We start from the raw sequence: 23,397 nt of genomic DNA, 5'->3' as shown, positions 1-23,397 counted from the left end.
GCCTGAGGCCCGGAGCGTCACCCGATCGTGATCGGCACCTTCGAGTAGCCCGCCACGTTCGACATGTGGACCCGCTCCAGCCCGTCGGCGTCCACGGTGAAGCGGGGGTAGCGCTCGGCCAGCTCCTCGAGCGCGATCCGGCACTCCATGCGGGCCAGCGCCGCGCCCAGGCAGGCGTGGACGCCGTGGCCGAGGGCGAGGGCGAGGTTGGGCGGCCGGGTGACGTCGAAGCGGTCGGGGTCGTCGAACTGGCGCTCGTCGCGGGCGGCCGCGCCGGTGACCAGCAGCACCGGGTTGTTCGCCGGGATGGTCTCGCCGTGCAGCGTGATGTCCTCGACGGCGTAGCGCCCCTGGTACTGGGACGGCGGGTGGTAGCGGAGGATCTCCTCGACGGCGTCGGGGATGCGGGAGCGGTCGTCGAGCACCAGCTGCCACTGCTCGGGGTGGCGGTCGAAGAGCACGGCGGCGTTGCCGACGGCCTTGGTCACCGTCTCGGCCCCGGCCCCGCCCAGCAGCGACACGAACCCGGCGATCTCCACGTCGTCGAGCTTGTGGAGCGCCCCGTCGTCGTCGGCCACCTCGACCTGGGTGAGGCGGGTGATCATGTCGTCGGTCGGGTGGGCCCGCTTCTCGGCCACCAGCCCGTAGAAGTAGGCGCCCATCTCGACGGCGGCTGCCGTGCCGGCCTCGCTGTAGCCCATCTGGCCCTCGTCGCGGGCGAGCACCACGTCGAGCCAGTGGCGGATCTGCTGGCGCTCGCCGGCCGGCACGCCCAGCATCCGGCAGATGATCTCGACCGGGAACGGGCCGGAGAGGTCCTCCACCACGTCGAAGGCGCGGCGGCCGTCGAGGGCGTCGAGGCAGCCGGTCACGACCTCCCGGACCATCGGCTCCAGCGCGGTCACCGCCCGCGGCGTGAACACCCGGCTGACCAGGGCGCGCAGCCGGTCGTGCTGGGGTGGGTCGATCATGATCAGGCTGTCCATGCCCGGGCGCTTGTGGCTGGTCAGCGTGGCGAGGTCGACGCCGTAGGCGCTGGAGAACACGCGCCAGTTGCGGGATGCGTCCACCACGTCGTCCCACCGGGACAGGGCGTAGAAGCCGTAGGTGGCGTTGAAGTACACGGGCCGGTGGTCGCGTAGGCGCCGGTAGGTGTCGTAGGGGTCGTCGAAGTACTCCGACGAGAACGGGTCGAACTCGACGTCGCTGGTGTCGCTCATGTCCCCTCCCGGTCGCGCTGGGCTTCCGCGTGCGAAACTAACACGCATGTCACCTCCGATCCGGTACGAACGGACGGGCGAGGTCGTCGTGCTGACGCTGGCCCGCCCGGAGGCCGCCAACGCCCAGGACACCGCGCTGCTGGAGGCCCTCGACGGGCTGCTCGACGGCATCGAGGCCGACCCGTCGGTGAAGGTCGTGGTCGTCGAGGCGGAGGGCCGCCACTTCTCCGCCGGCCACGACCTCAAGGAGATCATGGCGGGGGAGGACCCGTGGGTCGCCCAGCGGGACACGCCGGAGGGGAAGCTCCGCCACGAGCAGGCCCTCTACTGGGGCCCGATGGTCAAGCTGCGCGACCTGCGCCCGGTCACGATCGCCGCCGTCCAGGGCGCCTGCACCGCGGCCGGGCTGATGCTGGCCTGCATGTGCGACCTGATCGTGGCGGCCGACGACGCCCGCTTCAGCAACCCGGTCGCCCGGATGGCCGGCGTGGGGGTCGAGCTGCTGGTCGAGCCGTGGGAGCTCGGGCCGCGCAAGGCCAAGGAGTTCCTGCTGAGCGCCCTGACGCTCGACGCGGAGGCGGCCGAGCGGGCGGGGCTCGTGAACCGGGTCGTCCCTCGCTCCGAGCTGGGGTCGGCGGCCCGGGCGCTGGCCGACGAGGTGGCGCTGGTGCCGGCGGTGACCGCCGAGGCGATCAAGCGGTCGATCAACGGGATGGTCGACCGCATGGGCCAGCGCGACTCGTGGCAGCTGCACTTCTGGATGCACCAGTTCGTCTCCAACACCCCGACGGCCGTCGACCGGGCGGCGGCCCGGAGGTCCGGGGGGATGGACGCCGTGCGGCGCGAGCAGCAGCCGGGCGGCTCGGGCGGCGAGTCGGGCGGCGACCGGTGAGCGGCGGGCCCCTGTCGGGGTTGCGGGTGATCGACGCGGGGACCCGGATCGCGGCGCCGTTCTGCGCCGGGCTGCTGGGGGAGCAGGGGGCGGAGGTCGTCAAGGTGGAGCAGCCGGGCTCGGGCGACTTCATGCGGGCGGTCGGGCCCTACGAGGACGGCTACTCGCTGTTCTGGGCGGTGGAGGGGCGGGGGCGCAAGAGCGTCACGCTCGACCTGCGGCGGGCGGAGGGCCAGGCGCTGTTCCGCCGGCTGGCCGCCACGGCCGACGTGGTGGTGGAGAACTTCCGGCCGGGGACCGTGGAGCGCTGGCACGTCGGGCCGTCGGACTGCGATCCCCGCCTGGTGTGGGTGCGGATCTCGGCGTTCGGCCAGGACGGGCCCTACGCGTCGCGGCCGGGCCTCGACCGCATCGGGATCGCCGCGGGTGGCCTGCTGCACCTCACCGGCTACCCGGACCGACCGCCGGTGCGGGTCGGTGTGGCGATCTCCGACTACCTCACCGGCGCGTTCTCGGCCCAGGCCGCGGTGGGGGCGCTGTACGGGCGCGATCGGTCGGGCGGCTCTGGCGAGGGCGCGGTGATCGACGCGTCGCTGTACGGCGCCAACCTCCGCATCCTCGAGTGGACGCTGGCGGCCTACGACCGGCTGGGCACGGTGCGCGAGCGGGAGGGCAACCGCCTGGCCAACTCGGCGCCGCTCGACAACTACCCGACCGCCGACGGGGGCGTCGTCTGCATCGTGGCGGGCAGCGACGCCAACTACTCCCGCCTGTGCCGGGCGATGGGCCGGGAGGACCTGATCACCGACCCCCGCTTCGCCGCGCTGCCGCAGCGGGTGGCCAACGGCGACGAGATCAACGGCATCGTGGAGGCGTGGACGCGGTCGCACCCGGCCGCCGAGGTCGAGGCCGCCTGCCTGGCGCATGACGTCCCGGTGGCCACCGCCTACTCCGCCGCCGACATCTTCGCCGACCCCCACGTCGCCGCCCGCGGCGACCTCGTCACCGTCGACGACCCCGTCCTCGGCCCCGTCCGCCAGCAGGCGCCCTTCCCCCGCACCGCCACCACCACGCCCCCGTCCGGCGCCCCCCACCTCGGCCAACACACCACCGAGATCCTCACCGCCCTCGGCCTCACCCCCACCGAACTCGAATCCCTCACCGCCCAGGGCATCATCTGAGGCCCACGGAATGGCCCCGGCCTGGCGGCCGGGTCGTCTTCCCGCCCCGTCGCCTTGTCGCTGGTGCTCTACGGAGTTTGCGACACCTCGCCGCCCGGGGGACGGTGCGGTGTGTGGCGACTGAAGGGGTCGCGTGGCACCGCACGATCATGCGGGTCCGGGCTCGATACGGCGTGAGGCAACCATTTCGGTTGCCGGACGCCGCACGGTGCCAGGAGCAGTCCTCGTCGGAGTCACTAACGGGTACCGCCCACACCTGACCCCATCCCTCGGTGTGCCATGCTCGCTCCATCGGCAAGGTCAACGATGAGAGACCGCTGACTCCGTCGGTGCTGGAGGTGACGGGGTGGCGGTGATCTACCACATTGCGTTGGCGGCGGAGTGGGAAGAGGCGCGGCGGGGTGGGGAGTACACGAGGTCGACGCTCGGGCGGAGTCTGGCGGAGGTGGGGTTCATCCATGCCAGCACGGAGCGGCAGGTGGGGCCGGTCGCGGACATGTTCTATGCCGGGGTGAGCGATCTGGTGGTGCTGGTCATCGATCCCGACCGGGTCACCGCGGAGATCAGGTACGAATCCGTGCCGGGAGCGGACGAGCCGTTCCCGCACATCTACGGCCCGCTCGACCCGGACGCGGTGATCGACGTCCGGCCGCTGGAACCCGCGGCCGACGGGCGGTTCACCTTCGAAGGTTTCTGACATCTGCGTCAGAAAAAACGGTAGTCTCCGGGTGTGGGGGGATCAGTACTTGGAGGTTGCGCCGGGCGGTGGGGTGTGGTCCTCGGGGAAGGCGCGGATCATGTTCTCCTGGGAGAACGAGGCGACCAGGGCGCCCTCCTCGGTGAAGACCGAGGCCATCCCGTGGGAGCGGCCGCGGCCGGCGTAACTGCTCCGGTGGTCGAGCAGCAGCCACGACCCGGCGGCGAACGGCTCGTGGAACGTGATCGTCTGGGCGACCACCGTGGTGGAGATCGTGCGGTGCGCCATCGACTGCCCGACCCCGGCGTGCGGCCGCATGGCGGTGCCGATCAGGAACCCGTCGCTGGCGTAGGCCAGCAGCGCCTGGCTCGTCACCAGGTCGTCCGGGGCGCCCGGCATCCGCGACCACACCCGCAGCTCGGCCAGCCCCACGACGTCCGGGTCGGCGATGTCGACCCCGTCGACCACCCGCACGTCCCACCAACCGTCGTCGGCCCCGGCGGCCGGCAGCGCCGAGGGCGGCTCGACATCCGGCGCCGCGTCCGCGTGGCGGATGAGATCGGGGTCCGGTGCGTGCAGGAGCACCTGGGCCCGGGTGCAGGCACCTCGCGACTGCGACGTCGTCACCGTGACGCTGGCGAACGCCCGCCCCGACTGGATCGTCTCCACGGTCACCGCCAGCGGCTCCTCGACGCTCGCGCCCCGGGCGAAGACGTTGTGGATCGACAGCACCTCCTTGTCCGGGACGGTGCGGGCCGCGGCCACGACGGCCTGCGCCAGCAGCTGACCGCCGAACACGACGCCGTGGCCCTCGTCGAGGTGGTGGGCCACGAAGGCTCCGTCGCCCCGGCGCTCGAGGTCGAGCGCCGCCAACACATCGCTGAGCCGGGTCATGGCCCGGCAACCTAGCCACTGAGGAGAAGGGGGCATCCAAACATGGAGATCAACGATCTCGTCATGGTCAGCGTCGACGACCACGTGGTCGAACCGCCGCACCTGTTCGAGGGCCGCCTGCCCAAGAGGTACGAAGACCTGGCGCCGCAGTTCCTGACCAAGGACGACGGCACCAACGTCTGGCTCTACGAAGGCCAGGAGCTGCCCAACGTGGCGCTCAACGCCGTCGCCGGCCGCCCACCCGAGGAGTACGGGCTGGAGCCGACGTCGTTCGCCCAGCTGCGGGCGGGTTGCTACGACATCGACGAGCGGGTCAGGGACATGGACGCCAACGGTGTCCTCGGCTCGCTGTGCTTCCCGTCGTTCCCACAGTTCTGTGGCCAGCTCTTCGCCCGCACGGAGGACAAGGACGTCGCCCTGGCGATGGTCCGGGCCTACAACGACTGGCACATCGACGAGTGGTGCGGCACGCATCCCGGGCGCTTCATCCCGTGCTCGTTGCCGGCGATCTGGGACCCGGAGGTCCTCGCGGCCGAGGTCCGCCGCACCGCCGCCAAGGGCGCCCACGCGGTCACGTTCTCGGAGAACCCGTCGAAGCTCGGCTGGCCCAGCCTGCACTCCGACCACTGGGACCCGTTCTGGCAGGCCTGCAGCGACGAGCAGGTGGTGGTGTGCATGCACATCGGGTCGTCGTCGGCCCTGGTGATCACCGCGCCCGACGCCCCGATCGACTGCCTCATCACCCTCACGCCGATGAACATCGTGCAGGCCGCGGCCGATCTGGTCTGGTCGCCGGTGCTGCGCAAGTTCCCCGACCTGAAGATCGCCCTGTCCGAGGGCGGCATCGGCTGGGTGCCCTACATGCTCGAACGGCTCGACTACAACTACCGCAAGCACCACCTGTGGACCGGGCAGGACTTCGGCGACAAGCTGCCCAGCCAGGTGTTCAACGAGCACGTGCTCCTGTGCTTCATCGACGACCGCTTCGGCGTGGAGTCCCGGGCGGCGCTCGACATGGACAACGTGATGTGGGAGTGCGACTACCCCCACTCCGACTCCACCTGGCCGTTCTCGCCGGAGACCTTCATGGAGCACATCACGCCCGACGTGAGCGACCACGACGTCGAGCGGATGTCGCACCTCAACGCCATGCGGCACTACAGCTACGACCCGTTCACCGCCCTGGGCGGCCGGGAGAACTGCACCGTCGGCGCGCTGCGGGCGAAGGCCGCCGGCCACGACGTGTCGATCCGGGCGACGAGCGACCCGGCGAGGGCCGGCGCCAAGGCCACCAAGTCGTCCGACCTGGCCGCCTTCGCCTCCCGGGACTGACCCCGAGCCGCCCGACCCAACCGAAATCTCGACAGAAACGGTGGCTATAGCGCCATTTCTGTCGAGATTTCGGTCGGGGTGCGGGGGCCGAGGGTCATCGGGAAGTGGTCGATCGAGCGGATGCCGGTCGTGTAGCTGAGCTCGTGGCCGGCCTTCACGGAGTAGTGGGGGATGCGGCGGTGCCACTCCCGCAGCGCCACCCGCAGCTCCAACCGCGCCAGGTGGGAGCCGAGGCAGCGGTGGACGCCGCCCCCGAAGGCCAGGTGGCGGTTGGTGTCGCGGTCGAAGCGGACGTCGTCGCCGTCGCCGAACTCGGCGTCGTCGGTGTTGGCCGCGCCCAGGAGCACGCTGACGTGCTGGCCGGCGCTGATCGGGCACCCGCCCAGCTCGGTGTCCTCGGTGGCGACCCGGACGATTCCCATCACCGGCGTCTCCCAGCGCAGTAGCTCCTCGACGGTGGACGCCACGAGAGACGGGTCGGCCACCAGCTGCGCCCGGCGGTCGGGGTGGTTGGCGAGGTAGGCGAAGAAGCAGTCGAGCGACGCCGTGACCGTGTCGAGCCCGGCGGCCAGGAACAGGAACGAGATGTCGAGGATCTCCTCGGTCGACAGCGGGCGGCCGTCGATCTCGCTGCCCAGGAACCGGGTGAGCAGGTCGTCGCGGCCCTCGGCCCGGCGCTCGGCGACCACGCCCTCGAAGTACGTGTAGATCGTCTGGGCCGTCGCCCGGAGGTGCTCGTCGGCGGCGGCGGCGCTCCGGCTGGTCTCGCCGACCATGTGCTCCGGCCGGATGACCCCGTCCTTCATGGCGAGGAAGGTGGGCAGCTCGTCGAGGGGCAGGCCGAGCATCGTGAGGAACACCTGGCTGGGGAACGGCACGGAGAACTCGGTGGCGAAGTCGATCTCGCCGCGGTCCTCGAAGCCGTCGATGAGGTCGTTCACCAGCTTCGTCACCGACGGCTCCAGCAGCGCCATCTGCTTGGGCGAGAAGATCGGGTCGAGGATGCGGCGGTACTTCTTGTGCTCCGGCGGGTCGATCTGCAGGGGGATCAGCGGCCGGACGTTGCCCAGGTCGACGGCGCTCATGTTCGACGAGAACACGTCGGAGCGCCGGAGGGCCTCGTCGATCTCGGCCCGGCGGCACACGACGACCATCGAGTCGTCGACCGGCACGACGGCGGCCGCCTCCCGCATGGCCCGGTAGAGCGGCTGCGGGTTGTCGGCCAGCCCGGCGGCCATCGGATTGCTGCTCGGAACCTCGCTCATGGCGCTGTGCCCCCGTCTCGTTTCCCCCATGTCATTTCTGACACTCACGTCAATATACCGACTTCGGCCGACTAGCGTCGGGTGCGATGCTCCCTGCTCCCGATCGTGTCGCCGTGGGCTTCTTCTCGTTCACCGAGGTCCCGCCCTCCGCCGACCGCAGCTACAACGAGTGGCACCGGCTCGACCACCTCCCCGAGCAGTACGCCCTGCCGGGGATCGCCCACGGCGAGCGCTGGGTGGCGTCGCCCGACTGCGTGGCGGCCCGGCTCGTGGACGACGAGCTGCTCGGCCGCGCCCAGTACGTGACGCTGTACCTGATCGGCGAGCCCGTGGAAGCGACCATCGACGCGTTCGGTGCGCTCGGCGGCGAGCTCCGGGCGGTCGGCCGGTTCCACGAGGAGCGCACGGCGCACATGGCCGGGGGCTGGCGGGTGGCGGCGACCGGGACGTCGCCCCGGCTGCCGATCTCGCCGGCGGTGATCCCGTGGCGCCCGGCCGCCGGGGTGTTCGTGCTGGTCGAGGCGGACGGCCCCGACGCCCCGCCCCCGCTGGACCCGCTGCTGGCGGTGCCGGGCGTCGCCGGCGGCTGGACGTTCGTGCCCCACGACGACCTGACCCGGGCGTGGTGGATCATGCAGCCGCACCGGATCACGGTGCTCTGGCTCGACGACGACCCGGTCGAGGTGACCGCCCGACTCGCCCCGGTCCTGCACGACCAGGCGTCGACCCCCGTCCTCGCCGCCCCCTACCGCACGATCCACTGACCGAAGCGAAATTTCGACAGAAGTGGTGGCTATAGCGCCATCTCTGTCGAAATTTCGGTGGGGGGTGCTGCCGGCGGACGCTCGGCTACGACGTGGTCAGCAACAGGCAGCCGGCGAGGGGGCCGCCGCCCGCCGCGGCCACGGCGACCTCGGGGCCACGGTCACCCGGGCGCACCACCTGGCGCTCGCCGGCCTCGCCCCACAGCTGCCGGCAGGCCTCGTGGAGGAAGCCGTAGCCGTGGAGCCGCCCGGACGACAGCTGGCCGCCGTTGGTGTTGAGCGGCAGCTCGCCGTCCCGTGCGATGCGGCCGCCGCCCTCCACGAACGGCCCGCCCTCGCCCTTGGCGCAGAACCCCAGGGCCTCCAGCCAGCACAGGGTGATGAAGCTGAAGCCGTCGTACAGCTCGGCGACGTCGACGTCGGCGGGCGTCAGGTCGGTGCGGGTCCACAGCTGGGCGCCGGCGTCGCGCAGGGCCATCGTCGTCAGGTCGTCCCACTGGTCCCACGACGGGCGGCCGTGGATGGCCGTGCCCACCGCCTCCACCCGTAGGGGCGGTCTGCGCAGGTCGGAGGCCCGGTCGGCCCGCGACACGATCACCGCGGTGCACCCGTCGGCCGGCACGTCGCAGTCGTAGAGGCCGAACGGCCAGGAGACCATCCGGGCGCCCAGGTAGTCGTCGAGCGACATGGGGTCGGTGTAGATGGCCTTCGGGTTGAGCGCGGCGTTGGTGCGGGCGTTGACGGCGATGGCGCCCAGGTGCTCCCGCCGGGTGCCGTACTCGTGGAAGTGCCGGGTGGCCATCATGGCGATCCAGTTGGCGGCGGACGGGGCGCCGTAGGGCATGACCCACTGCATGAAGCCCGACATGCGGGGGACCTTGCCGCCACCCCCGCCGCCGCCCGCGCCGGTGCCCGGCATCACCGAGGCCCGACCGCCGCCGGCCTGCGCCGTGCCCTCCCACACCGTCCGGAAGCAGAGGACGTGGTTCGCCATCCCGGTGGCCACCGCGGCGCAGGCGTCGATCACCGAGCCGAGCTGGCCGGGCGCCTCGGGGCCACCCGAGTACCAGTTCAGGTTCAGCCGCAACGCCTCGTGCACGTCGGTCACCCCGACGCCGCTGAAGCCGGGCGGGATCGACATGGCGCCGGGGTAGGTGGCGATGCCGTCGATGTCGGCCCGGGTGAGGCCGGCGTCGTCGATGGCGGCCAGGGCGGCGTCGAGCGTCAGGTCGAGCGGGTCGCGGAACAGGCGGCGGCCGACGTCGGACTGCCCGACCCCGGAGATCACCACCCGGTCGTCGAAGAACGGCATCACGCACCACCCGCCGGCCGGAAGAACGGCAGCCAGACGTCGTCGTAGCGTTCGAAGCACACCTCGACGTCGAGTCCGACCTTCACGTCGTCGACCGGCAGCCCGACGATGCCCGTCGTCAGCCGCAGCCCCGCCTGCTCGGGCAGCTCGACGATCGCCACCACGTACGGCGGCTCGAGCCCCGGGTACCAGGGCTGGTGGTTCACGGTGAAGGTGTGGACGACCGCCCACCCCGACACGGCCTCGACCGCCAGCTCCTTCGACAGGCACAGCGGGCAGCGCACCGACGGCGGGTGGATCCAGTGGCCGCACGCCTGGCAGCGCCACAGTCGCAGCTCGTCGTGCTCGCCGCCGGTCCAGAACGCCCGGTTGAGGTCGTCGAGCTGGGGCAGCAGGCGGAAGGGCTGCGGGGGCGGTGGGGGCGTGTCGCTCACGGGCGTCCCCGCCGGAACGACATGGGCAGCAGCTCCAGCAGCTGGCCGTCGGGGTCGCGCACGAAGGCGGCGAAGGGCAGCCGGGTGACGATCTCGCCGCCGAGCGCCTCGACCCGGTCGACGGTGGCGTCGAGGTCGTCCACCGACATGGACAGGTGGGTCAGCCCCGGCTCGTTGAGCACCCGGGGACGGAAGGGCGGGTTGCCGGGGCGGTCGTAGGCCAGCAGCTCCAGCTGGAAGTCGCCCTTGCGCAGGTAGGTGGCCGACAGCCCGACCGGGGGAGCGACGCCGAGGAGGGGCCCGGCGGCCTCGTCAGGCACGTCGAGCCGGCGGTCGACCTCGAAGCCGAGCAGCTCGACGTAGAAGCGCTCCGCCCGCCCGATGTCGGCGACGCACTGGCCGACGTGGTTCACGACGGCGGTGTCGGCGCCGGGTTCGGGCTCGGAGGTCGGCATGGTCGGAAGCTAGGGTCTTTCTGACAGATGCGTCAACTAATACAGGGGAGCCTGATGCCGGAGTACAAGTTCCTGAAGTACGAGAGCTTCGACGAGGGTCGCATCGTCCGGATCCTGCTGAACCGGCCCGAGTCCCGCAACGCCCAGAACCGGGGGATGCTCGTCGAGCTCGACGAGGCGTTCCTGGCCGCCGAGGCCGACGACGAGGTGCGGGTGGTGATCCTGGGCGGCGAGGGCCTGATGTTCTCGTCGGGCCACGACATGGGCTCCAAGGTGTCGCTGGAGGAGTACGCACCCGGGCCCAACCAGCACCCCACCCGCACCATCAACGGCGGCACCCGCGAGGGCGCCGAGAACCGGATGCTGCAGGAGTGGCACTACTTCTTCCAGAACACCCTCCGGTGGCGGAACCTGCGCAAGATCACGATCGCCCAGGTGCACGGCGACGTCTACGCCGCCGGCCTGATGCTGATGTGGGCCTGCGACCTGATCGTGGGCTCGGAGGAGGTGCGCTTCGCCGACGTCGTGGGCACCCGCCTGGGCATGTGCGGGGTCGAGTACTTCGGCCACCCGTGGGAGTTCGGCCCCCGCCGCACCAAGGAGCTGATGCTCACCGGCGACTCGATCGACATCCACGAGGCGCACCGGCTCGGCATGGTCTCGAAGGTGTTCAAGCTCGACGAGCTCCCCGAGCAGACCGTCGAGCTGGCCCGCCGCATCGCCGGCCTCCCGACGATGACCGCCCTGCTGATCAAGGAGTCGGTCAACCAGACCGTCGACAACATGGGCTTCTACAACTCCCTCCAGGCCTGCTTCACGATGCACCAGCTCAACCACAGCCACTGGGCCGAGGTGCGGGAGGACAAGTACCCGATCGCCGACGAGGCCCACGGCATCCCCAACTGGCGCGAGGCCCCACCGATCGTGCCCTCCGTGAAGGACAAGGTCCGCGCCGACTCCTGAGCCCGTCGGCTCCGTCCGTCAGCACGTCAGCCGTCGAACGGTGTGCCGAAGCGGTTGCGGTGGGCGACCTCGGCCACCGGGCGGCGACGGGGTGGTCCGAGGGGGACGGCCGGGCGGCCGATCGGGAGGACCGCGAACGGGATGATCCCGGCGGGCAGCCCCACCACCTCCGCCAGCTCGGCCGGGGCCTGGGCGGCGAGGGTCGTCATCGTCGAGCCGTAGCCCAGCGCGGCGGCGGCCAGCAGCAGGTTCTGGGCCGCCGGGAAGATCGACGAGGCGAGCAGCCGCGGTGAGGTCCCGCTGCGGCCGTCGCCGGCCACGACCACCAGCGTCGGCGCTCCGCCGTAACCGCTCGCCATGAACCCGTCGACGGCCTCGAACAGCCCGGCGGGGAGGTTGCGCTCGGAGGGCTCCCGGGCGATGTCGTCCCACAGTCGTCTGGTCAGGTCGGCCACCGCCTGCCGGGCCTCGGGGGCGTCGACCACCACGAACACCCACGGCTGGGCGTTCTCGGCGCTGGGGGCGTGGGTCGCCGCCCGGAGGATGGTGTGCAGGTCGCCGGGGTCGACCGGGTCGCTCAGGAACCGGCGGCAGCCCCGCTGGCGCACCAGCAGGTCGAGCACGGCACGCTCCTCGTCGCTCACCGGGTCATCGTAGGCAGAACTAACACTCGTGTCATAATCAACGGCGTGCCGATCCGCTACGAGCCCCAGGGCGACCACCTGCTCCTGATCACCATCGATCGACCGGAGCGGCGCAACGCCCTCGACCTCCACCACTTCCGCGACCTGGCCCAGGCGTGGCGGGACTTCCGTGACGACGACGACCTGTGGGTCGCGGTGGTCACCGGCGTCGACGGGTCCTTCATGTCCGGTGCCGATCTCAAGGACTACGTCCCCCAGGTCACGGCCCTGGCCCAGGAGATCCGCCGCGGCGAGGTCGAGGAGATCGACGGCTGCCGCCTCAGCGACGGCGCCGAGGCCGTGCTGCGCAACGCCAAGCTCTACAAGCCGATCGTCGCCGCGATCGACGGGCCCTGCGTGGCCGGCGGGATGGAGATGCTGGGCGGGATCGACATCCGGGTGGCCAGCGAGCGGGCGACGTTCGGCGTGCTGGAGCCGAAGCGGGGGCTGTTCGCCGGCGGCGGCACCACGGCCCGACTGCCCCGCCAGGTCCCCTACGCCGCAGCCATGGAGCTCCTCCTCGTCGCCGAGTCGGTGTCGGCGCGCCGGGCGCTCGAGCTGGGGCTGCTCAACGAGGTGGTCGCTTCCGAGGACGTGCTGACCAGCGCCTTCCGGTGGGCCGAGCGGATCCTGGCCAACGGGCCGCTGGCGGTGCGGGCCACCAAGGAGTCCGTGGTGCGGGGCCTGTCGGGAACCCTGCGGGACGCCTACAAGATCGAGGCCGAGCTGTCCGGCGTCGTGTTCGCCTCGGAGGACGCCAGGGAGGGCCCGCAGGCGTTCGCCGAGAAGCGGCCACCCCGCTGGCAGAACCGCTGAGGCGACCCGCCCGGCGTCGACCCGCCCGGCGTCGCCGGCGTCGACCCGCCCGGCTTCGGGGTCAGCCCGACGACTCCGCCCAGCGGGCCATCAGGCCGCGGGCGATGACGATGCGCTGGATCTCGTTGGTGCCCTCGCCGATCACCATCAGCGGGGCGTCCCGGTAGTAGCGCTCGATCGGGAGATCTGTGGTGTAGCCGTAGCCGCCGTGGATGCGCATGGCCTCGGTGGCCACCTCGAGCGCCGTCTCCGAGCAGAACAGCTTGGCCATGCCGGCCTCGACGTCGGCCCGCTCGCCCGCCTCGAAGCGCTCGGCGGCGCTGCGCACCAGCAGCCGCGACGCCTCCACCTTCGTGGCCATGTCGGCCAGCTTGAACTGGATGGCCTGATGCTGGGCGATCGGCACCCCGAAGGCCTCCCGCTCGTGGGCGTACTTCATCGAGGCGTCGTAGGCCGCCCGGGCGACGCCGAGGGCGCGGGCGGCGATGTTGATCCGGCCCAGCTCCAGCGACCCGAGGATGTAGTGCAGGCCCCGGCCGAGACCGTCGGGCCCGCCGAGCACCGACGAGGCCGGCACCCGGTGGTCGACATAGGTCATCTCCACCGTCTCCAGGCCCTTGTAGCCGAGCTTGTCGATGTTGCGGCTCACCCGGATGCCGCCGTGCTCCGCTCCCGGCGCCTTCTCCACCATGAAGCACGTGATGCCCTCGGGCGTCTTGGCCGCCAGCGCCACGATCCCGGCCCGCGCTCCGTTGGTGACCCACATCTTCGTGCCGTTGAGGACGTACTCGTCGCCGTCTGGCTCGGCCTTGCAGCGGATCGCCCGGGTGTCCGAGCCGGCGTCGGGCTCCGAGAGCGAGAAGGCGGCCCGAGGCTCGCCCGTCGCCATCGACGGCAGCCATCGGCCCTGCTGGTCGGCGGTGCCGAAGCGCTCGATGAGCGTGGCGGCGATGGTGTGGGTGTTGAGGACGCCGGCCAGCGACATCCAGCCGTAGGCCAGCTCCTCCATGAGGCGGGCGTAGGTGAGGGTGTCGAGCCCCAGGCCGCCGTGGGACTCGGGGATGCGGGCGCCGAAGAGCCCGAACGCCTTCATCTGCTCGACGAACGCCGTGGGGAACTCGTCGGCGTGCTCGAAGGCCGACGCCTGGGGGATGACCTCCTTGCGCACCCAGGTCCGGACGGTGTCCACCAGCTCGTCGGCCAGCGCGGGATCGGTCGCCATGCCGCCAACGTATCTGACAGTCACGTCAATTTCCGGGCTTGCTCGGCAGGACGTGGGCGATGGGAGCATCCGGCCCACCTGTCACACTTTTCGGCACCTTCGAGGTGTGGGCGTAGGGGAGCGGGCACGCTGGGAGGGCGGTGGAAAGGGGGTTCGGTGGTGGCGGTGATGGTTGTGGCTCGCTCCGCTCGGCGGGTCGTCGCCGGTCGGTTCCAGGCGCAGGCCTGCCTGCTCCACGCCTGGCGGACCCGCGTGGCGGGGCTCAGCCAGGCGACGGTGGCGGCGCGCCTGGGCATCTCCGAGGGATTGGCCAGCATGTGGGAGACCGGCGCCCGCCGGATCAGCCTCACGCACCTCCGGGCGCTCGACGCCCAGTACGGAGCGGAAGGTGCGCTCCTCGACCTGGCCCTCGCCCTCGACAAGCCGGACGGCCTGCCGGCCGGCACGGTGTGGGCGCACAACCCTCAGGGCCCGAGCCGGCCCCACTGGGCGTGGCTGCGACCCCGCCCGGGCCGGGGACGGGTCGACGCCCTGCTCCTGTGGGGCGCGTTCGCGTTCGACTGCTCCTCCGACTGCGACGACCGGGGCTTCTTCGTGACGTCGCCGGTCTCGATGCCGAACCCGCCGGTGTGGGTCCACCTGCGGGAGCCCGGCTGGGTCGACTTCGGGCAGGGCCGGATCCCCGACATGTTCGAGGTTCCGTGCTTCGAGGCCGTGAACGTGGCACGGCTCTCGAACGGCGGGCAGTCGCCGGTCGGCCTGGTCGACCCGGACGTCGTCGCCCGCTTCCGGCGGGACCCCCGGTTCGCCACGGCGGTGCTCGACCTGTTCGGCCAGAGGCCCGAGCTCGTCCGGCAGGTGTTCAGCGCGACGGAGCCGAAGACGTACGTCGCCGACCTCACCGTGCAGCCCCCGGTGGCCCTCCACGACCCCCGCCCGTTCGACGGCCCGGCGCTCCGGACGCTGCGCGAGGCCCGGGGCTTCAGCCAGGCCGACGCCGCCCAGCTGGCGACCGAGCTGCTGCCCGACCACCCCGTCAGCGACGACCAGGTGCGGGTGCTCGAGCGGGGCGGGAGTCCCCGGGCGCGCCTGCTCCGCTCCCGGCTCGACAGCGTCTACGGCGCCGACGGCCTCACCTGCGTGGAGGAGGTGGGCGTCACGGGTGGGCGGTCGCCGATCGTCGTCGGCTTCCCCGGCTACTGGATCGGGCCCATCTGGGTCACCCTCGTGGCGGAGGGATCGACGCCCGCCCTGGTGCAGCTCACGTTCGGGATGCACAGCAAGCAGGTGATCGCCCGGCCGGGGACCACCCTCACGTGCCGGCGGGCGACCCGGACGAAGGGGTCGCTCCTGGTGTCGTGCCCGACGGGCTGGCGGGTGCGGGCGGGCGTCGGCGCCCGTCCGGACGGCCGGGACGTCAACTGGGGCTGGCGCAACGTCGACGACCTCAGCACCCGCGGCGACGCCCCCGTCCACGAGCTGCTCCTGGGCCTGTTCGGCCGCACGGTGGCGGACTTCGAGCAGCTCCTGCACCGGTTCGACTGAGGCCGGGCGGAGCCGGGCGGAGGGGTGGTGTCGCTGCCGCCGCGATCACGACACCACCCTCCTCGACCCGGCCTGCGCCTGGAGGGCGACCTGGCGCAAGCCTCCCCAGGTTCGACTTCGCGGGAGCCGCTGTCGACGGTCGTCCCGGAGTCTGTGAACCCCGGGCCTCAGGCGGTGCGCGCGGTGCGAGCGGTGCGGTGGCGGCTGGGACCGGCCAGGTGGAGGGGACGGATGCCGCGGCGGGCGGCGGTGGTCTCCAGGTCGGCGAGGTCGTCGGCATCCTCGGCCAGGAGCCCGGGGCCACCCGACGTGGGCAGGCGGGATCGCTCGGCGACGTAGCCGTCGAGGTCGCCGTCGACGAGGGCCAGCCGGCACGCCGCCCGCACGGTCCGCAGCCGGGCCGACTGCGCCATCGCGATCCCGGGTGCGCCGTGGCCCCGCCAGCCTGCCTCGTTGCCGGCGATGAGGCGACGCGCCCGGGCGCGGGCCCGGGCGGCCGCCGACCCGTCGCCCTCGGCCACGTGGGCCTCGACCTCCTGCACCACCAGGCCGGCCAGGATCGCCTCCGCCGACAGGCCCCACTCCGGCGGGAGCAGCGGCTGCTCCCACACCAGCTCTGCGGACCGGATCTCGGCCGCCTGCGCCTGCGCCATCCAGCGGCGGGCGTTCGCACCGGGCGCGGAGTGCGGCGCCGCCCGGGCGGCGTGGCCCTGGATCATCCCCTGCGAGAACAGCAGCTGCTGGAGCCAACCGCCGGGCTCCTCCTCCTGCTCCGGGTCGCCCCGCGCCCGCAGCAGCTCGTAGGCGTGGGCCAGCGTCGTCATGGCCCGGTGCGGGAGCCCGAGCCGGCCGTACAGCTCGGCGAGCTCCTGGAAGGCCCGCAGGGCGTTCGACGTCACCTGCGGCGCGTCGGCGGGCTGGGCCGCGCCGGCGAGGGCCAGCCGGGTGAGCCGGATCGCCTCCCAGGCCGCCGGCACACCCGCCGGGTCGTCGTTCAGCCGGGCGTAGACGGCGGAGGAGACCAGCGGCCTCGTCACCAGGCCGACCGGGAGCGGCACCGGTGAGGTGAGCACGGCGTGGCGGACCGCCCCGAGCACCGCCGGCGCGTGCGGCGATCCCGCCTGGGCCAGCGTGTGGGCATAGGCCGCCGCGTCGACGAGCGCCTCGCGGTCGTGGCCGTCGCCGTCGGGCAGCCGGCACACGTGGTCGAGCGCGGCCCACACCCCGGCGTCGGCCACGTGCAGGCGCGGCCCGAGGAGTCCGTCGACGTTCGGGTCGACGATGGGGGAGGAGCGCCGGTCATGGCCCCGGCAGCGGCGCTGGACGGCGACCTCCACGATCGCCTGGGCGCGGCGACGTCGGCGCCGGCGGGTCTCCGGGTGGACCACGAGATCCGCCACCCGGAGGCCGTGGTCGTGCTCGAAGAGCAGCAGCGCCGCGGCCGACTCGTGGTCCTCGTCGGGGACGTCGGCCCAGGCCGTCAGCATCACCCGGAGCCGGTCCAGGGCCCCGGCGTCAGTGGCGTCGGCGCCGGCGCCGGCGGCGAACACCTCCTCCACGTCCGGCACCGCCACAGCCACCGGGTCGACGCGGAGCCCCGCCCGACCGAGCGCCGCGGCCAGCGCGGCTTCGGCCTCGACCAGCAGCTCGCCCACCCGGCGGGCCCGCAGAGGCCGCCCGACGTCGCCGTGCACCCGGGGCATGGTGGCGGCGATGGCATCGATGCCCTCGGGGAGGCGACCCAGCCCGTAGAACCGGACGCAGGCCTCCGCCGCCCGCAGGTCGCTGGTGTCGGCGCGGACCCGCGCCGCGAGCGTTGCGCACACGTCGGCGAGCGGCAACCCGAGCAGGTCGGTCAGCTCGGCCGGGAGCGACGCGGTGTGCTGCTTCGCCCGGGTGCCCTCGCCCCGCCGCAACGCCCGCACCGCCCGCAACAACCCATGGACCCGCCGAACATCCATTCCTCCACATCATCCCGCGTTCGGAGGCCTTCCGTTTGGCACCTGATGCTCCACCCGCCACGGCCGGCTACGCGACCCCGTGAACCGCGTGCTCAGGCGCGGTCGGCGGCGACGGCGTCCAGCGACGAGTACTCCTCGCTGGTGTCGACCCAGTTCTCGAACTGGATGATGCCGATCTCGGTGAACTTCTGGCGGAGCCAGCCGTCGCCGGCGTCGAGGAGGCCGAGCTTCTTGGCGTTGGGGACGATCTTCGAGAACAGCATCGTCTGGAACAGCTCCTGGCCCGGGTTCGGGTTGGCGTTCAGGAACGCCACCACCTCCTTGGGGTCGGCGCCGAGCCGCTCCCACACGTCCTGGACCATGAACCGGTTGCGGAGCCGGACCGCGGCCTCGAAGGCGAACTCCTGGCGCTCCCGGATCTCCGTGCTGCCGAGGCCGTCGTAGAACTCCTTCAGCGACAGGACCCCGAAGGCCACGTGGCGGGCCTCGTCCGACATCACGTAGCGCAGCAGCTGCTTGAGCAGGGGCTCGGTGGTGAGCATGTGCATGAACCCGAAGGCGGCCAGCGCCAGGCCCTCGACCATGATCTGCATGCCGAGGTAGGTGATGTCCCAGCGGCCGTCGCGGATGATGTCGTCGAGCAGGCCGCCGAGCTGCGGGCTGATCGGGTACTGCCCGTTGGTCTTCTCCTGGATGTACCGGCCGAAGACCTCGACGTGGCGGGCCTCGTCCATCACCTGGGTGGCGGCGTAGTACTTGGCGTCGATCCACGGCACGGTCGCGGTGATGAGGCCGGTGCACACGAGCGCGCCCTGCTCGCCGTGGAGGAACTGCGACAGCAGGGCGGTCTGCATCTCGACGGAGAAGGCGCGCCACTCCTTGTCGCCCCACTTGGCGAGTGGGGAGCCCTCGATGTCGCGCAGGGGCTGGAACCGCTCGTTCTGGCGGGCGGCCTCGTCGGCCAGCTTGTCCCAGTCGACCTCGGTGTCCCACGGCAGGTCGGTTGTGCCGTTCCACTGGGAGGTCTTGGCCTTCTCGTAGAGCTTCACCAGCGCGGTCCGGCTGCGCTCGTAGTCCCAGGTGAGCAGCACGTCGCTGTGCAGCTCGATCTCGTGGATCACGGCGGCGAGGACGGCGGGGTCGCGTTCGACGACGATCTCGTCGACGCTGTTGACGTCGCGGTCGAGGGAGGTCATGGGGTCGTCTCCTGCGTGAAGGCGCCGACGATGCGGCGCATGAAGTCGGTCCACTCGGCCGGGTCGGCCGTGGGCAGGTCGAGGGTCCGGACGAGCATCGAGCCGAGGCCGAGCATGAGGGCGAAGCGGGCGGCGACCTCGGGCGAGACGTCCTCGATCAGGTCCCCGGCGGCCTGTCCGTCGGCGATCAGCCCCGCCATGAGCTGCTCCCGCTCGGCGAGGGTGGCGGCGAGCACCTGGCTGAGCGCCGCGTCGCGGCGGGATGCCAGCAGGGCCTCGGCGAGGAGCGCGGTGGCGTTCTGCTCGTCGGTGCCGAGACGGGAGCCGAGGGTGATCAGGAGGCTGGCGGCGTCGGTGCGGCTGCCGGGCGGGAACAGCGCAGCGATGGCCCGCTCGCGATGGGCCCGCAGCGCGTCGACGAGGAGCTCGGCCTTGCTGGCGTAGTGGGCGTAGATGGCGCCGCTGGTGACGCCGGCCTCCTGGGCGATCTGGGCGACGGTCGCGCCCTCGTAGCCCTTGAGCTCGAACACGCGGGCGGCGGCGTCGAGCAGCCGCTCCCGTGTCTCGGTGGGGGAGACCCCGGCGATGCGTCCCATGCCGCCAACATAAAGAGCGCCCGTTATTTAGTCAACTCGACCCCGGTTCGACGGGGTCAGCGGGAAGGGGGAGCGTCCTACCGGTCCGGGTCGAGGCCGTGGAACGGTGCGCCCGCCTCCCGCCAGCGACGGTAGAGCTCGAAGAAGTCCGGGCCGAAGGGGTCGCGTCCCGTCAGAGGCATGGCGGCCCGGGCCACGGTGAAGTCCACGGGTGCCAGCTCGGCCGCCCGGGCGAAGCGCTCGGCCGCCTCGTCGTCGCGGCCCTGGCGGCGCAGGTGGGTGGCGATGCGGAACCACAGCCGCGCCGCCTCTTGGTCCTCGCTGAGGTCGCCGACCTCCGTGCCAGATCCCCCTGCGGCCGCGTTCGCACGTCCCTCGGGGACCTGGCCGTCGCGCACCCACCGGCGGACGGCGTCGAGGTGCGGCCCCGAGGGCACGCCGGTGTACTCCGTCCACTTGTCGGTCCCGAACGCCACCGTCGGCGGCCGGGCCACGCAGCCGTCCTCGTCGACCCACACCACGGCGGGCACGTTGGAGATGCCCAGCCGGTCCGAGACGACGTGGTCGCGGTCGACCAGCACCGGCAGGGTCACCGGCTCGGCGAAGGGCCGCACGTCCTCGGCGTCCTCGTCCAGCGCGACCGCCACGACGGCGACGTCGTCGCCGAGGTCGTCCTGGAGGGCCTGCCAGCCCGGCAGGTCGTCGCGGCACCCGCACCAGGTGGCGAAGGCGACCAGGATCGCCTTGCGTCCCTGCAGCGACGCCAGGTCGACGATCTGGCCGTCGACGTCCGGCAGCGCCAGCTCGGGCAGCGGCCCGCCCGCCAGGGCCTGGCGGCGGCTCGACCGGCCCGGGCCGATCGCGGCGACCCCGGCGTCGAGGTCGACGACCAGCGGCCGATCCAGCGCCGCGGCCACCCCGTGGAGCGACACACCGTTGCCCTCGCCGGCCGGCTCCACCAGTGACCGGTCCCGGACGGGCACGCACACGTCGCCGCGGCAGAGTCCCTCCGGCTCGAGCTCCCAGCCCAGCACGGCCGCGAGGTCGGCCGGCGCCAGCACGACCTGCTCGCCGTCGACGGCCACGGCCACCTCGGTGACGGCGTCGTCGAGCAGCGTGATCGTGCGGGTGGCGCTCGACGGATCGGTGGTCGCGTCCATGTCAACGTCCCTTCCCCTGCGGCCGGCCCGGTGACCGGTGCCTCAGTGTGGCAGCCGCCGATAACTTGCGGCCCATGCGCATTGGACTGCCGGGGGGCGCCGCGAGCGTCGACAAGATGATCGAACAGGCTCGGCGGGCCGAGGCCGACGGGTTCACCAGCCTCTGGTACGCCGGAGCGATCGGTGGCGACCCGCTGGTCGCCATGGCGCTCGCCGGGCGGGCGACCGAGCGGATCGAGCTGGGGACGGCGATCCTGCAGACCTACGCGATGCATCCGGTGGCCATGGCGCGGCGGGCGGCGTCGGTGGCCGCGGCGTTCGGTCGGCCGGGCTTCACGCTCGGCGTCGGCCCGTCGCATCGACCGGTCGTCGAGGACGCCTACGGCCTGTCCTACGAGCGCCCTGGACGCCACACCGAGGAGTACGTCCAGATCCTGGCGCCGCTGTTGCGGGACGAGGACGTGGCCTTCGACGGCGACGACTTCCACGTGCGCATCGCCGGACCGGCCACCCAGCCCGCGCTGCCCATCCCCCTGCTCGTCGCCGCCCTGGCCCCTCGCCTCCTCCGGGTCGCCGGCACCCACGCCGACGGCACCGTGACCTGGATGGCCAACGCCACCGCGATCGAGGACCTCATCGCTCCCCGCCTGCGGGAGGCGGCCACGGTCGCCGGGCGACCCGAGCCGCGCATCGTCGCCGGGCTGCCGGTGGCCGTCGTCGACCCCGGCGAGGAGGCCGGGGCCCGCCAGGCCGCCGCCCAGGCGTTCGCGGTCTACGGCACGCTGCCGAACTACCAGCGGGTGCTCGCCGCCGGCGGCCTGACGCAGCCGGCGGACGCTGCCATCGTCGGCGACGAGGCATCGGTGGCGGCGCAGATCGAGGAGCTGTTCGCCGCGGGAGCGACCGACGTGTGGGCGGCGCCCTTCCCGGTCGGGGACGACCGACCCGGCTCCCGGGCCCGCACCCGAGCCCTGCTGAAGGAGCTCGTGACCACCCATGTCGGCTGAGATGTACGGGTCGTCGGCCGACGCCCTGGTCGGCCCGGGCTGGCTGGGGCTCCGCCAGGACGCCGACGACCGGTGCTCGTTCGAGCTGGTGCCGGCGCTGGCCCGCTTCGACGGCCAGCTCTACGGCGGCGCCGGGCTCGCCGCCGCGGTGGCGCTGGTCGATGTCGCCACCGGTCGCCCGCCGCTGTGGACCACCACCCAGTTCGTCGGCCAGGCACGCCTGGGGGAGCGGATCGACTGCCACGCCGAGGTGCTCGCCCACGGCGGCCGGTCCTCGCAGGTGCGGGTCACCGCGACGGTCGGCGACCGCCTCGTGTTCACCGCCCTCGGGTCCGCCGGGCTGGGCCGGACCGACGGGTTCTCGGCCGACTTCGACGGGTTCCCCGACGTCGACCCACCCGCCGAGTGCCCGCCGTGGGTGGTGTTCGACCGGCTGCCGCCGGGCGTGGTGCCGGCCGACACCGCCCGCTTCGGCCCCTTCGGCCTCGCCGAGTTCCGCCAGGCCGCGCCGCGCACGGACCCCGGCCTGATCTGGGTGCGCATGCGGGAGGGAGCGCAGACCCCCGAGTCGATGGCGTACCTCGCCGACTTCGTGCCCACCATGGTCCTCCGGGCCGTCGGGCGCATGGGCGGCGGCACCAGCCTCGACAACAGCATCCGCTGCGGCCCACCGCCCACCGGCCCGTGGGTCCTGGTGGACGTCGACCCGTACTTCGGTCACGCCGGCTACGTCCACGGCGCCGCCCGGGTGTGGACGCCCGAGGGTCGACTCGTCGCGGTCGCCAGCCAGACCGCCGTCGCCCGGGTGTTCGGAGGCGCTCCCGAAACTCGCTGATACCGTATCGGTAGAGGTCCGGTCGGGAACGGGGGAGGGCGCATGGCCGTCGACAAGCAAGCTCTGCAGCTTCGGTACGCCGAGGAGCGGGCGAAGCGCCTACGCCCGGACGGCAACGACCAGTACCTCCGGCTCGAGGGCCGGCTGTCGCACTACCTCGACGACCCCTACACACCGGTCACCGAGCGCGAGGCCCGGCACGACCACGTCACCGTGGCGCTGGTCGGCGGCGGCTTCGCCGGGCTGCTCACCGCGGCCCGCCTCGTCGAAGCAGGGGTCACCGACGTCCGGCTGGTCGAGAAGGGCGGCGGCGTCGGCGGCACCTGGTACTGGAACCGCTACCCCGGCGCCCAGTGCGACATCGAGAGCTACATCTACCTGCCGCTGCTGGAAGAGACCGGCTACCTGCCGAAGGAAAAGTACAGCTTCGGTGGTGAGATTCGCGCGCACGCCCGGCGGATCGGCGAGACCTTCGACCTCTATCGCGCGGCCTGTTTCCAGACCGAGATCTCCGAACTGCGCTGGCTGGAGGACGAGGCGCGCTGGCTGGTCTCGACCAATCGCGGCGACCGGATGAAGGCCCGCTATGTGGTGATGTCCAACGGGCCGCTGAACCGGCCGAAGCTGCCGGGCATTCCCGGGATCGAGGGGTTCAAGGGCCACAGCTTCCACACCAGCCGCTGGGACTACGCCTATACGGGCGGCACGTCGGAGGGCGGCCTCGACAAGCTGGCCGACAAGCGGGTGGCGATCATCGGCACCGGGGCGACGGCGATCCAATGTGTGCCGCACCTCGGCCCGGCGGCCAAGCAGCTCTATGTGTTTCAGCGCACGCCGTCCTCGGTGGACGTGCGGGGCAACAAGCCGACCGATCCGGAGTGGGCCAAGTCGCTAAAGCCCGGATGGCAGAAGCGGCGCATGGAGAACTTCAACACCCTGGTCGCCGGCGGCCACCAGGACGAGGACC

At 72.5% G+C, this 23,397-nt stretch carries 23 protein-coding genes; 11 read left to right on the top strand and 12 right to left on the bottom strand.

Going from position 1 to position 23,397, the window contains the following annotated elements; genetic code table 11:
* Window positions 1-17: 17 nt before the first annotated feature.
* On the bottom strand, window positions 18-1,220 hold the full coding sequence (locus tag VK611_03390) for a cytochrome P450 (protein HMG40339.1): 1,203 nt from the start codon (window positions 1,218-1,220) through the stop codon (window positions 18-20).
* Between the two features lie 46 nt (window positions 1,221-1,266).
* On the opposite strand from VK611_03390, the gene VK611_03385 reads away from it, so the two are divergent.
* The 3 genes from VK611_03385 (at window position 1,267) to VK611_03375 (ending at window position 3,990) form a co-directional block, all read left to right on the top strand.
* On the top strand, window positions 1,267-2,112 hold the full coding sequence (locus VK611_03385; protein HMG40338.1) for an enoyl-CoA hydratase-related protein: 846 nt from the start codon (window positions 1,267-1,269) through the stop codon (window positions 2,110-2,112).
* Entirely contained in the window at window positions 2,109-3,293 is a 1,185-nt protein-coding gene (locus VK611_03380) for a CaiB/BaiF CoA-transferase family protein (protein ID HMG40337.1), read from the top strand. The genes VK611_03385 and VK611_03380 overlap by 4 nt, the downstream gene beginning before the upstream one ends.
* A 346-nt stretch (window positions 3,294-3,639) precedes the next feature.
* On the top strand, window positions 3,640-3,990 hold the full coding sequence (locus VK611_03375; GenBank protein HMG40336.1) for a DUF952 domain-containing protein: 351 nt from the start codon (window positions 3,640-3,642) through the stop codon (window positions 3,988-3,990).
* Window positions 3,991-4,032: 42 nt separating this feature from the next.
* Here the strand turns inward: VK611_03375 and VK611_03370 are convergent, their stop codons facing one another.
* Entirely contained in the window at window positions 4,033-4,884 is an 852-nt protein-coding gene (locus tag VK611_03370) for an acyl-CoA thioesterase domain-containing protein (protein ID HMG40335.1), read from the bottom strand.
* Window positions 4,885-4,926: 42 nt separating this feature from the next.
* Here VK611_03370 and VK611_03365 point away from each other — a divergent pair, with 42 nt between their 5' ends.
* On the top strand, window positions 4,927-6,216 hold the full coding sequence (locus tag VK611_03365) for an amidohydrolase family protein (GenBank protein HMG40334.1): 1,290 nt from the start codon (window positions 4,927-4,929) through the stop codon (window positions 6,214-6,216).
* A gap of 44 nt (window positions 6,217-6,260) precedes the next feature.
* On the opposite strand, the gene VK611_03360 is transcribed toward VK611_03365, so the two are convergent.
* Window positions 6,261-7,481 carry a cytochrome P450 gene (locus VK611_03360; protein ID HMG40333.1) on the bottom strand — a complete coding sequence of 407 codons (1,221 nt, stop codon included), beginning with the start codon at window positions 7,479-7,481 and terminating at the stop codon, window positions 6,261-6,263.
* Between the two features lie 86 nt (window positions 7,482-7,567).
* Between VK611_03360 and VK611_03355 the strand changes: the two genes are divergently transcribed.
* Window positions 7,568-8,245 carry a hypothetical protein gene (locus VK611_03355; GenBank protein HMG40332.1) on the top strand — a complete coding sequence of 226 codons (678 nt, stop codon included), beginning with the start codon at window positions 7,568-7,570 and terminating at the stop codon, window positions 8,243-8,245.
* An 85-nt stretch (window positions 8,246-8,330) separates the two neighbouring features.
* On the opposite strand, the gene VK611_03350 is transcribed toward VK611_03355, so the two are convergent.
* Genes VK611_03350 through VK611_03340 form a run of 3 tightly spaced genes read right to left on the bottom strand, consistent with a single transcriptional unit; the run spans window position 8,331 to window position 10,446 of the window.
* Window positions 8,331-9,557, bottom strand: coding sequence for a thiolase family protein (locus tag VK611_03350; protein ID HMG40331.1), 1,227 nt, complete (start codon window positions 9,555-9,557; stop codon window positions 8,331-8,333).
* Window positions 9,557-9,991, bottom strand: coding sequence for an OB-fold domain-containing protein (locus VK611_03345; GenBank protein ID HMG40330.1), 435 nt, complete (start codon window positions 9,989-9,991; stop codon window positions 9,557-9,559). The genes VK611_03350 and VK611_03345 overlap by 1 nt, the downstream gene beginning before the upstream one ends.
* On the bottom strand, window positions 9,988-10,446 hold the full coding sequence (locus tag VK611_03340) for a VOC family protein (GenBank protein ID HMG40329.1): 459 nt from the start codon (window positions 10,444-10,446) through the stop codon (window positions 9,988-9,990). Before VK611_03340 ends, VK611_03345 begins: the two co-directional genes overlap by 4 nt.
* A gap of 54 nt (window positions 10,447-10,500) precedes the next feature.
* Between VK611_03340 and VK611_03335 the strand changes: the two genes are divergently transcribed.
* Window positions 10,501-11,409: an enoyl-CoA hydratase gene (locus VK611_03335; protein HMG40328.1), complete on the top strand. Its 909-nt coding sequence runs from the start codon at window positions 10,501-10,503 to the stop codon at window positions 11,407-11,409.
* Between the two features lie 26 nt (window positions 11,410-11,435).
* Here VK611_03335 and VK611_03330 read toward each other — a convergent pair whose 3' ends face one another.
* A complete protein-coding gene (locus tag VK611_03330; protein ID HMG40327.1) occupies window positions 11,436-12,053 on the bottom strand; it encodes a nitroreductase family protein in 618 nt (205 codons plus the stop codon).
* A 45-nt stretch (window positions 12,054-12,098) separates the two neighbouring features.
* Here VK611_03330 and VK611_03325 point away from each other — a divergent pair, with 45 nt between their 5' ends.
* Window positions 12,099-12,908 (top strand): enoyl-CoA hydratase-related protein, encoded by an 810-nt coding sequence (locus VK611_03325; protein HMG40326.1) that lies wholly within the window; start codon window positions 12,099-12,101, stop codon window positions 12,906-12,908.
* 61 nt (window positions 12,909-12,969) lie between these two features.
* Here the strand turns inward: VK611_03325 and VK611_03320 are convergent, their stop codons facing one another.
* Entirely contained in the window at window positions 12,970-14,130 is a 1,161-nt protein-coding gene (locus VK611_03320; protein HMG40325.1) for an acyl-CoA dehydrogenase family protein, read from the bottom strand.
* Between the two features lie 168 nt (window positions 14,131-14,298).
* Here VK611_03320 and VK611_03315 point away from each other — a divergent pair, with 168 nt between their 5' ends.
* Complete coding sequence (locus tag VK611_03315) at window positions 14,299-15,675, top strand: helix-turn-helix transcriptional regulator (GenBank protein ID HMG40324.1); 1,377 nt, start codon at window positions 14,299-14,301, stop codon at window positions 15,673-15,675.
* Window positions 15,676-15,842: 167 nt separating this feature from the next.
* Here the strand turns inward: VK611_03315 and VK611_03310 are convergent, their stop codons facing one another.
* From VK611_03310 to VK611_03295, 4 genes are all read right to left on the bottom strand, one after another.
* On the bottom strand, window positions 15,843-17,636 hold the full coding sequence (locus VK611_03310; protein HMG40323.1) for a hypothetical protein: 1,794 nt from the start codon (window positions 17,634-17,636) through the stop codon (window positions 15,843-15,845).
* A gap of 92 nt (window positions 17,637-17,728) precedes the next feature.
* Window positions 17,729-18,832 carry a ferritin-like domain-containing protein gene (locus VK611_03305; GenBank protein HMG40322.1) on the bottom strand — a complete coding sequence of 368 codons (1,104 nt, stop codon included), beginning with the start codon at window positions 18,830-18,832 and terminating at the stop codon, window positions 17,729-17,731.
* On the bottom strand, window positions 18,829-19,428 hold the full coding sequence (locus VK611_03300; GenBank protein HMG40321.1) for a TetR family transcriptional regulator: 600 nt from the start codon (window positions 19,426-19,428) through the stop codon (window positions 18,829-18,831). Before VK611_03300 ends, VK611_03305 begins: the two co-directional genes overlap by 4 nt.
* Before the next feature lie 77 nt (window positions 19,429-19,505).
* Entirely contained in the window at window positions 19,506-20,588 is a 1,083-nt protein-coding gene (locus VK611_03295; protein HMG40320.1) for a TlpA disulfide reductase family protein, read from the bottom strand.
* 74 nt (window positions 20,589-20,662) lie between these two features.
* On the opposite strand from VK611_03295, the gene VK611_03290 reads away from it, so the two are divergent.
* The 3 genes from VK611_03290 to VK611_03280 all read left to right on the top strand — a co-directional run.
* On the top strand, window positions 20,663-21,595 hold the full coding sequence (locus VK611_03290) for a TIGR03564 family F420-dependent LLM class oxidoreductase (GenBank protein HMG40319.1): 933 nt from the start codon (window positions 20,663-20,665) through the stop codon (window positions 21,593-21,595).
* A complete protein-coding gene (locus VK611_03285; GenBank protein ID HMG40318.1) occupies window positions 21,585-22,430 on the top strand; it encodes a thioesterase family protein in 846 nt (281 codons plus the stop codon). The genes VK611_03290 and VK611_03285 overlap by 11 nt, the downstream gene beginning before the upstream one ends.
* 42 nt (window positions 22,431-22,472) lie before the next feature.
* Window positions 22,473-23,397: NAD(P)/FAD-dependent oxidoreductase (locus VK611_03280; GenBank protein ID HMG40317.1), on the top strand; the 925-nt coding region annotated here is incomplete at its 3' end.

The sequence above is a fragment of the Acidimicrobiales bacterium genome, from assembly GCA_035316325.1.
Classification (GTDB): domain Bacteria; phylum Actinomycetota; class Acidimicrobiia; order Acidimicrobiales; family VFJN01; genus DASXTK01.
This window is presented reverse-complemented; position numbering and strand designations above follow the sequence as displayed.

Excerpts from the sequence above, each read along its gene's own strand:
- VK611_03385 (HMG40338.1), top strand. The coding sequence starts at position 1,267 with ATGTCACCTCCGATCCGGTACGAACGGACGGGCGAGGTCGTCGTGCTG.
- VK611_03350 (HMG40331.1), bottom strand. The coding sequence starts at position 9,557 with ATGCCGTTCTTCGACGACCGGGTGGTGATCTCCGGGGTCGGGCAGTCC.
- VK611_03295 (HMG40320.1), bottom strand. The coding sequence starts at position 20,588 with ATGGACGCGACCACCGATCCGTCGAGCGCCACCCGCACGATCACGCTG.
- VK611_03335 (HMG40328.1), top strand. The coding sequence starts at position 10,501 with ATGCCGGAGTACAAGTTCCTGAAGTACGAGAGCTTCGACGAGGGTCGC.
- VK611_03320 (HMG40325.1), bottom strand. The coding sequence starts at position 14,130 with ATGGCGACCGATCCCGCGCTGGCCGACGAGCTGGTGGACACCGTCCGG.
- VK611_03285 (HMG40318.1), top strand. The coding sequence starts at position 21,585 with ATGTCGGCTGAGATGTACGGGTCGTCGGCCGACGCCCTGGTCGGCCCG.
- VK611_03290 (HMG40319.1), top strand. The coding sequence starts at position 20,663 with ATGCGCATTGGACTGCCGGGGGGCGCCGCGAGCGTCGACAAGATGATC.
- VK611_03390 (HMG40339.1), bottom strand. The coding sequence starts at position 1,220 with ATGAGCGACACCAGCGACGTCGAGTTCGACCCGTTCTCGTCGGAGTAC.
- VK611_03365 (HMG40334.1), top strand. The coding sequence starts at position 4,927 with ATGGAGATCAACGATCTCGTCATGGTCAGCGTCGACGACCACGTGGTC.
- VK611_03370 (HMG40335.1), bottom strand. The coding sequence starts at position 4,884 with ATGACCCGGCTCAGCGATGTGTTGGCGGCGCTCGACCTCGAGCGCCGG.
- VK611_03360 (HMG40333.1), bottom strand. The coding sequence starts at position 7,481 with ATGAGCGAGGTTCCGAGCAGCAATCCGATGGCCGCCGGGCTGGCCGAC.
- VK611_03300 (HMG40321.1), bottom strand. The coding sequence starts at position 19,428 with ATGGGACGCATCGCCGGGGTCTCCCCCACCGAGACACGGGAGCGGCTG.
- VK611_03340 (HMG40329.1), bottom strand. The coding sequence starts at position 10,446 with ATGCCGACCTCCGAGCCCGAACCCGGCGCCGACACCGCCGTCGTGAAC.
- VK611_03310 (HMG40323.1), bottom strand. The coding sequence starts at position 17,636 with ATGGATGTTCGGCGGGTCCATGGGTTGTTGCGGGCGGTGCGGGCGTTG.
- VK611_03305 (HMG40322.1), bottom strand. The coding sequence starts at position 18,832 with ATGACCTCCCTCGACCGCGACGTCAACAGCGTCGACGAGATCGTCGTC.
- VK611_03355 (HMG40332.1), top strand. The coding sequence starts at position 7,568 with ATGCTCCCTGCTCCCGATCGTGTCGCCGTGGGCTTCTTCTCGTTCACC.
- VK611_03315 (HMG40324.1), top strand. The coding sequence starts at position 14,299 with ATGGTTGTGGCTCGCTCCGCTCGGCGGGTCGTCGCCGGTCGGTTCCAG.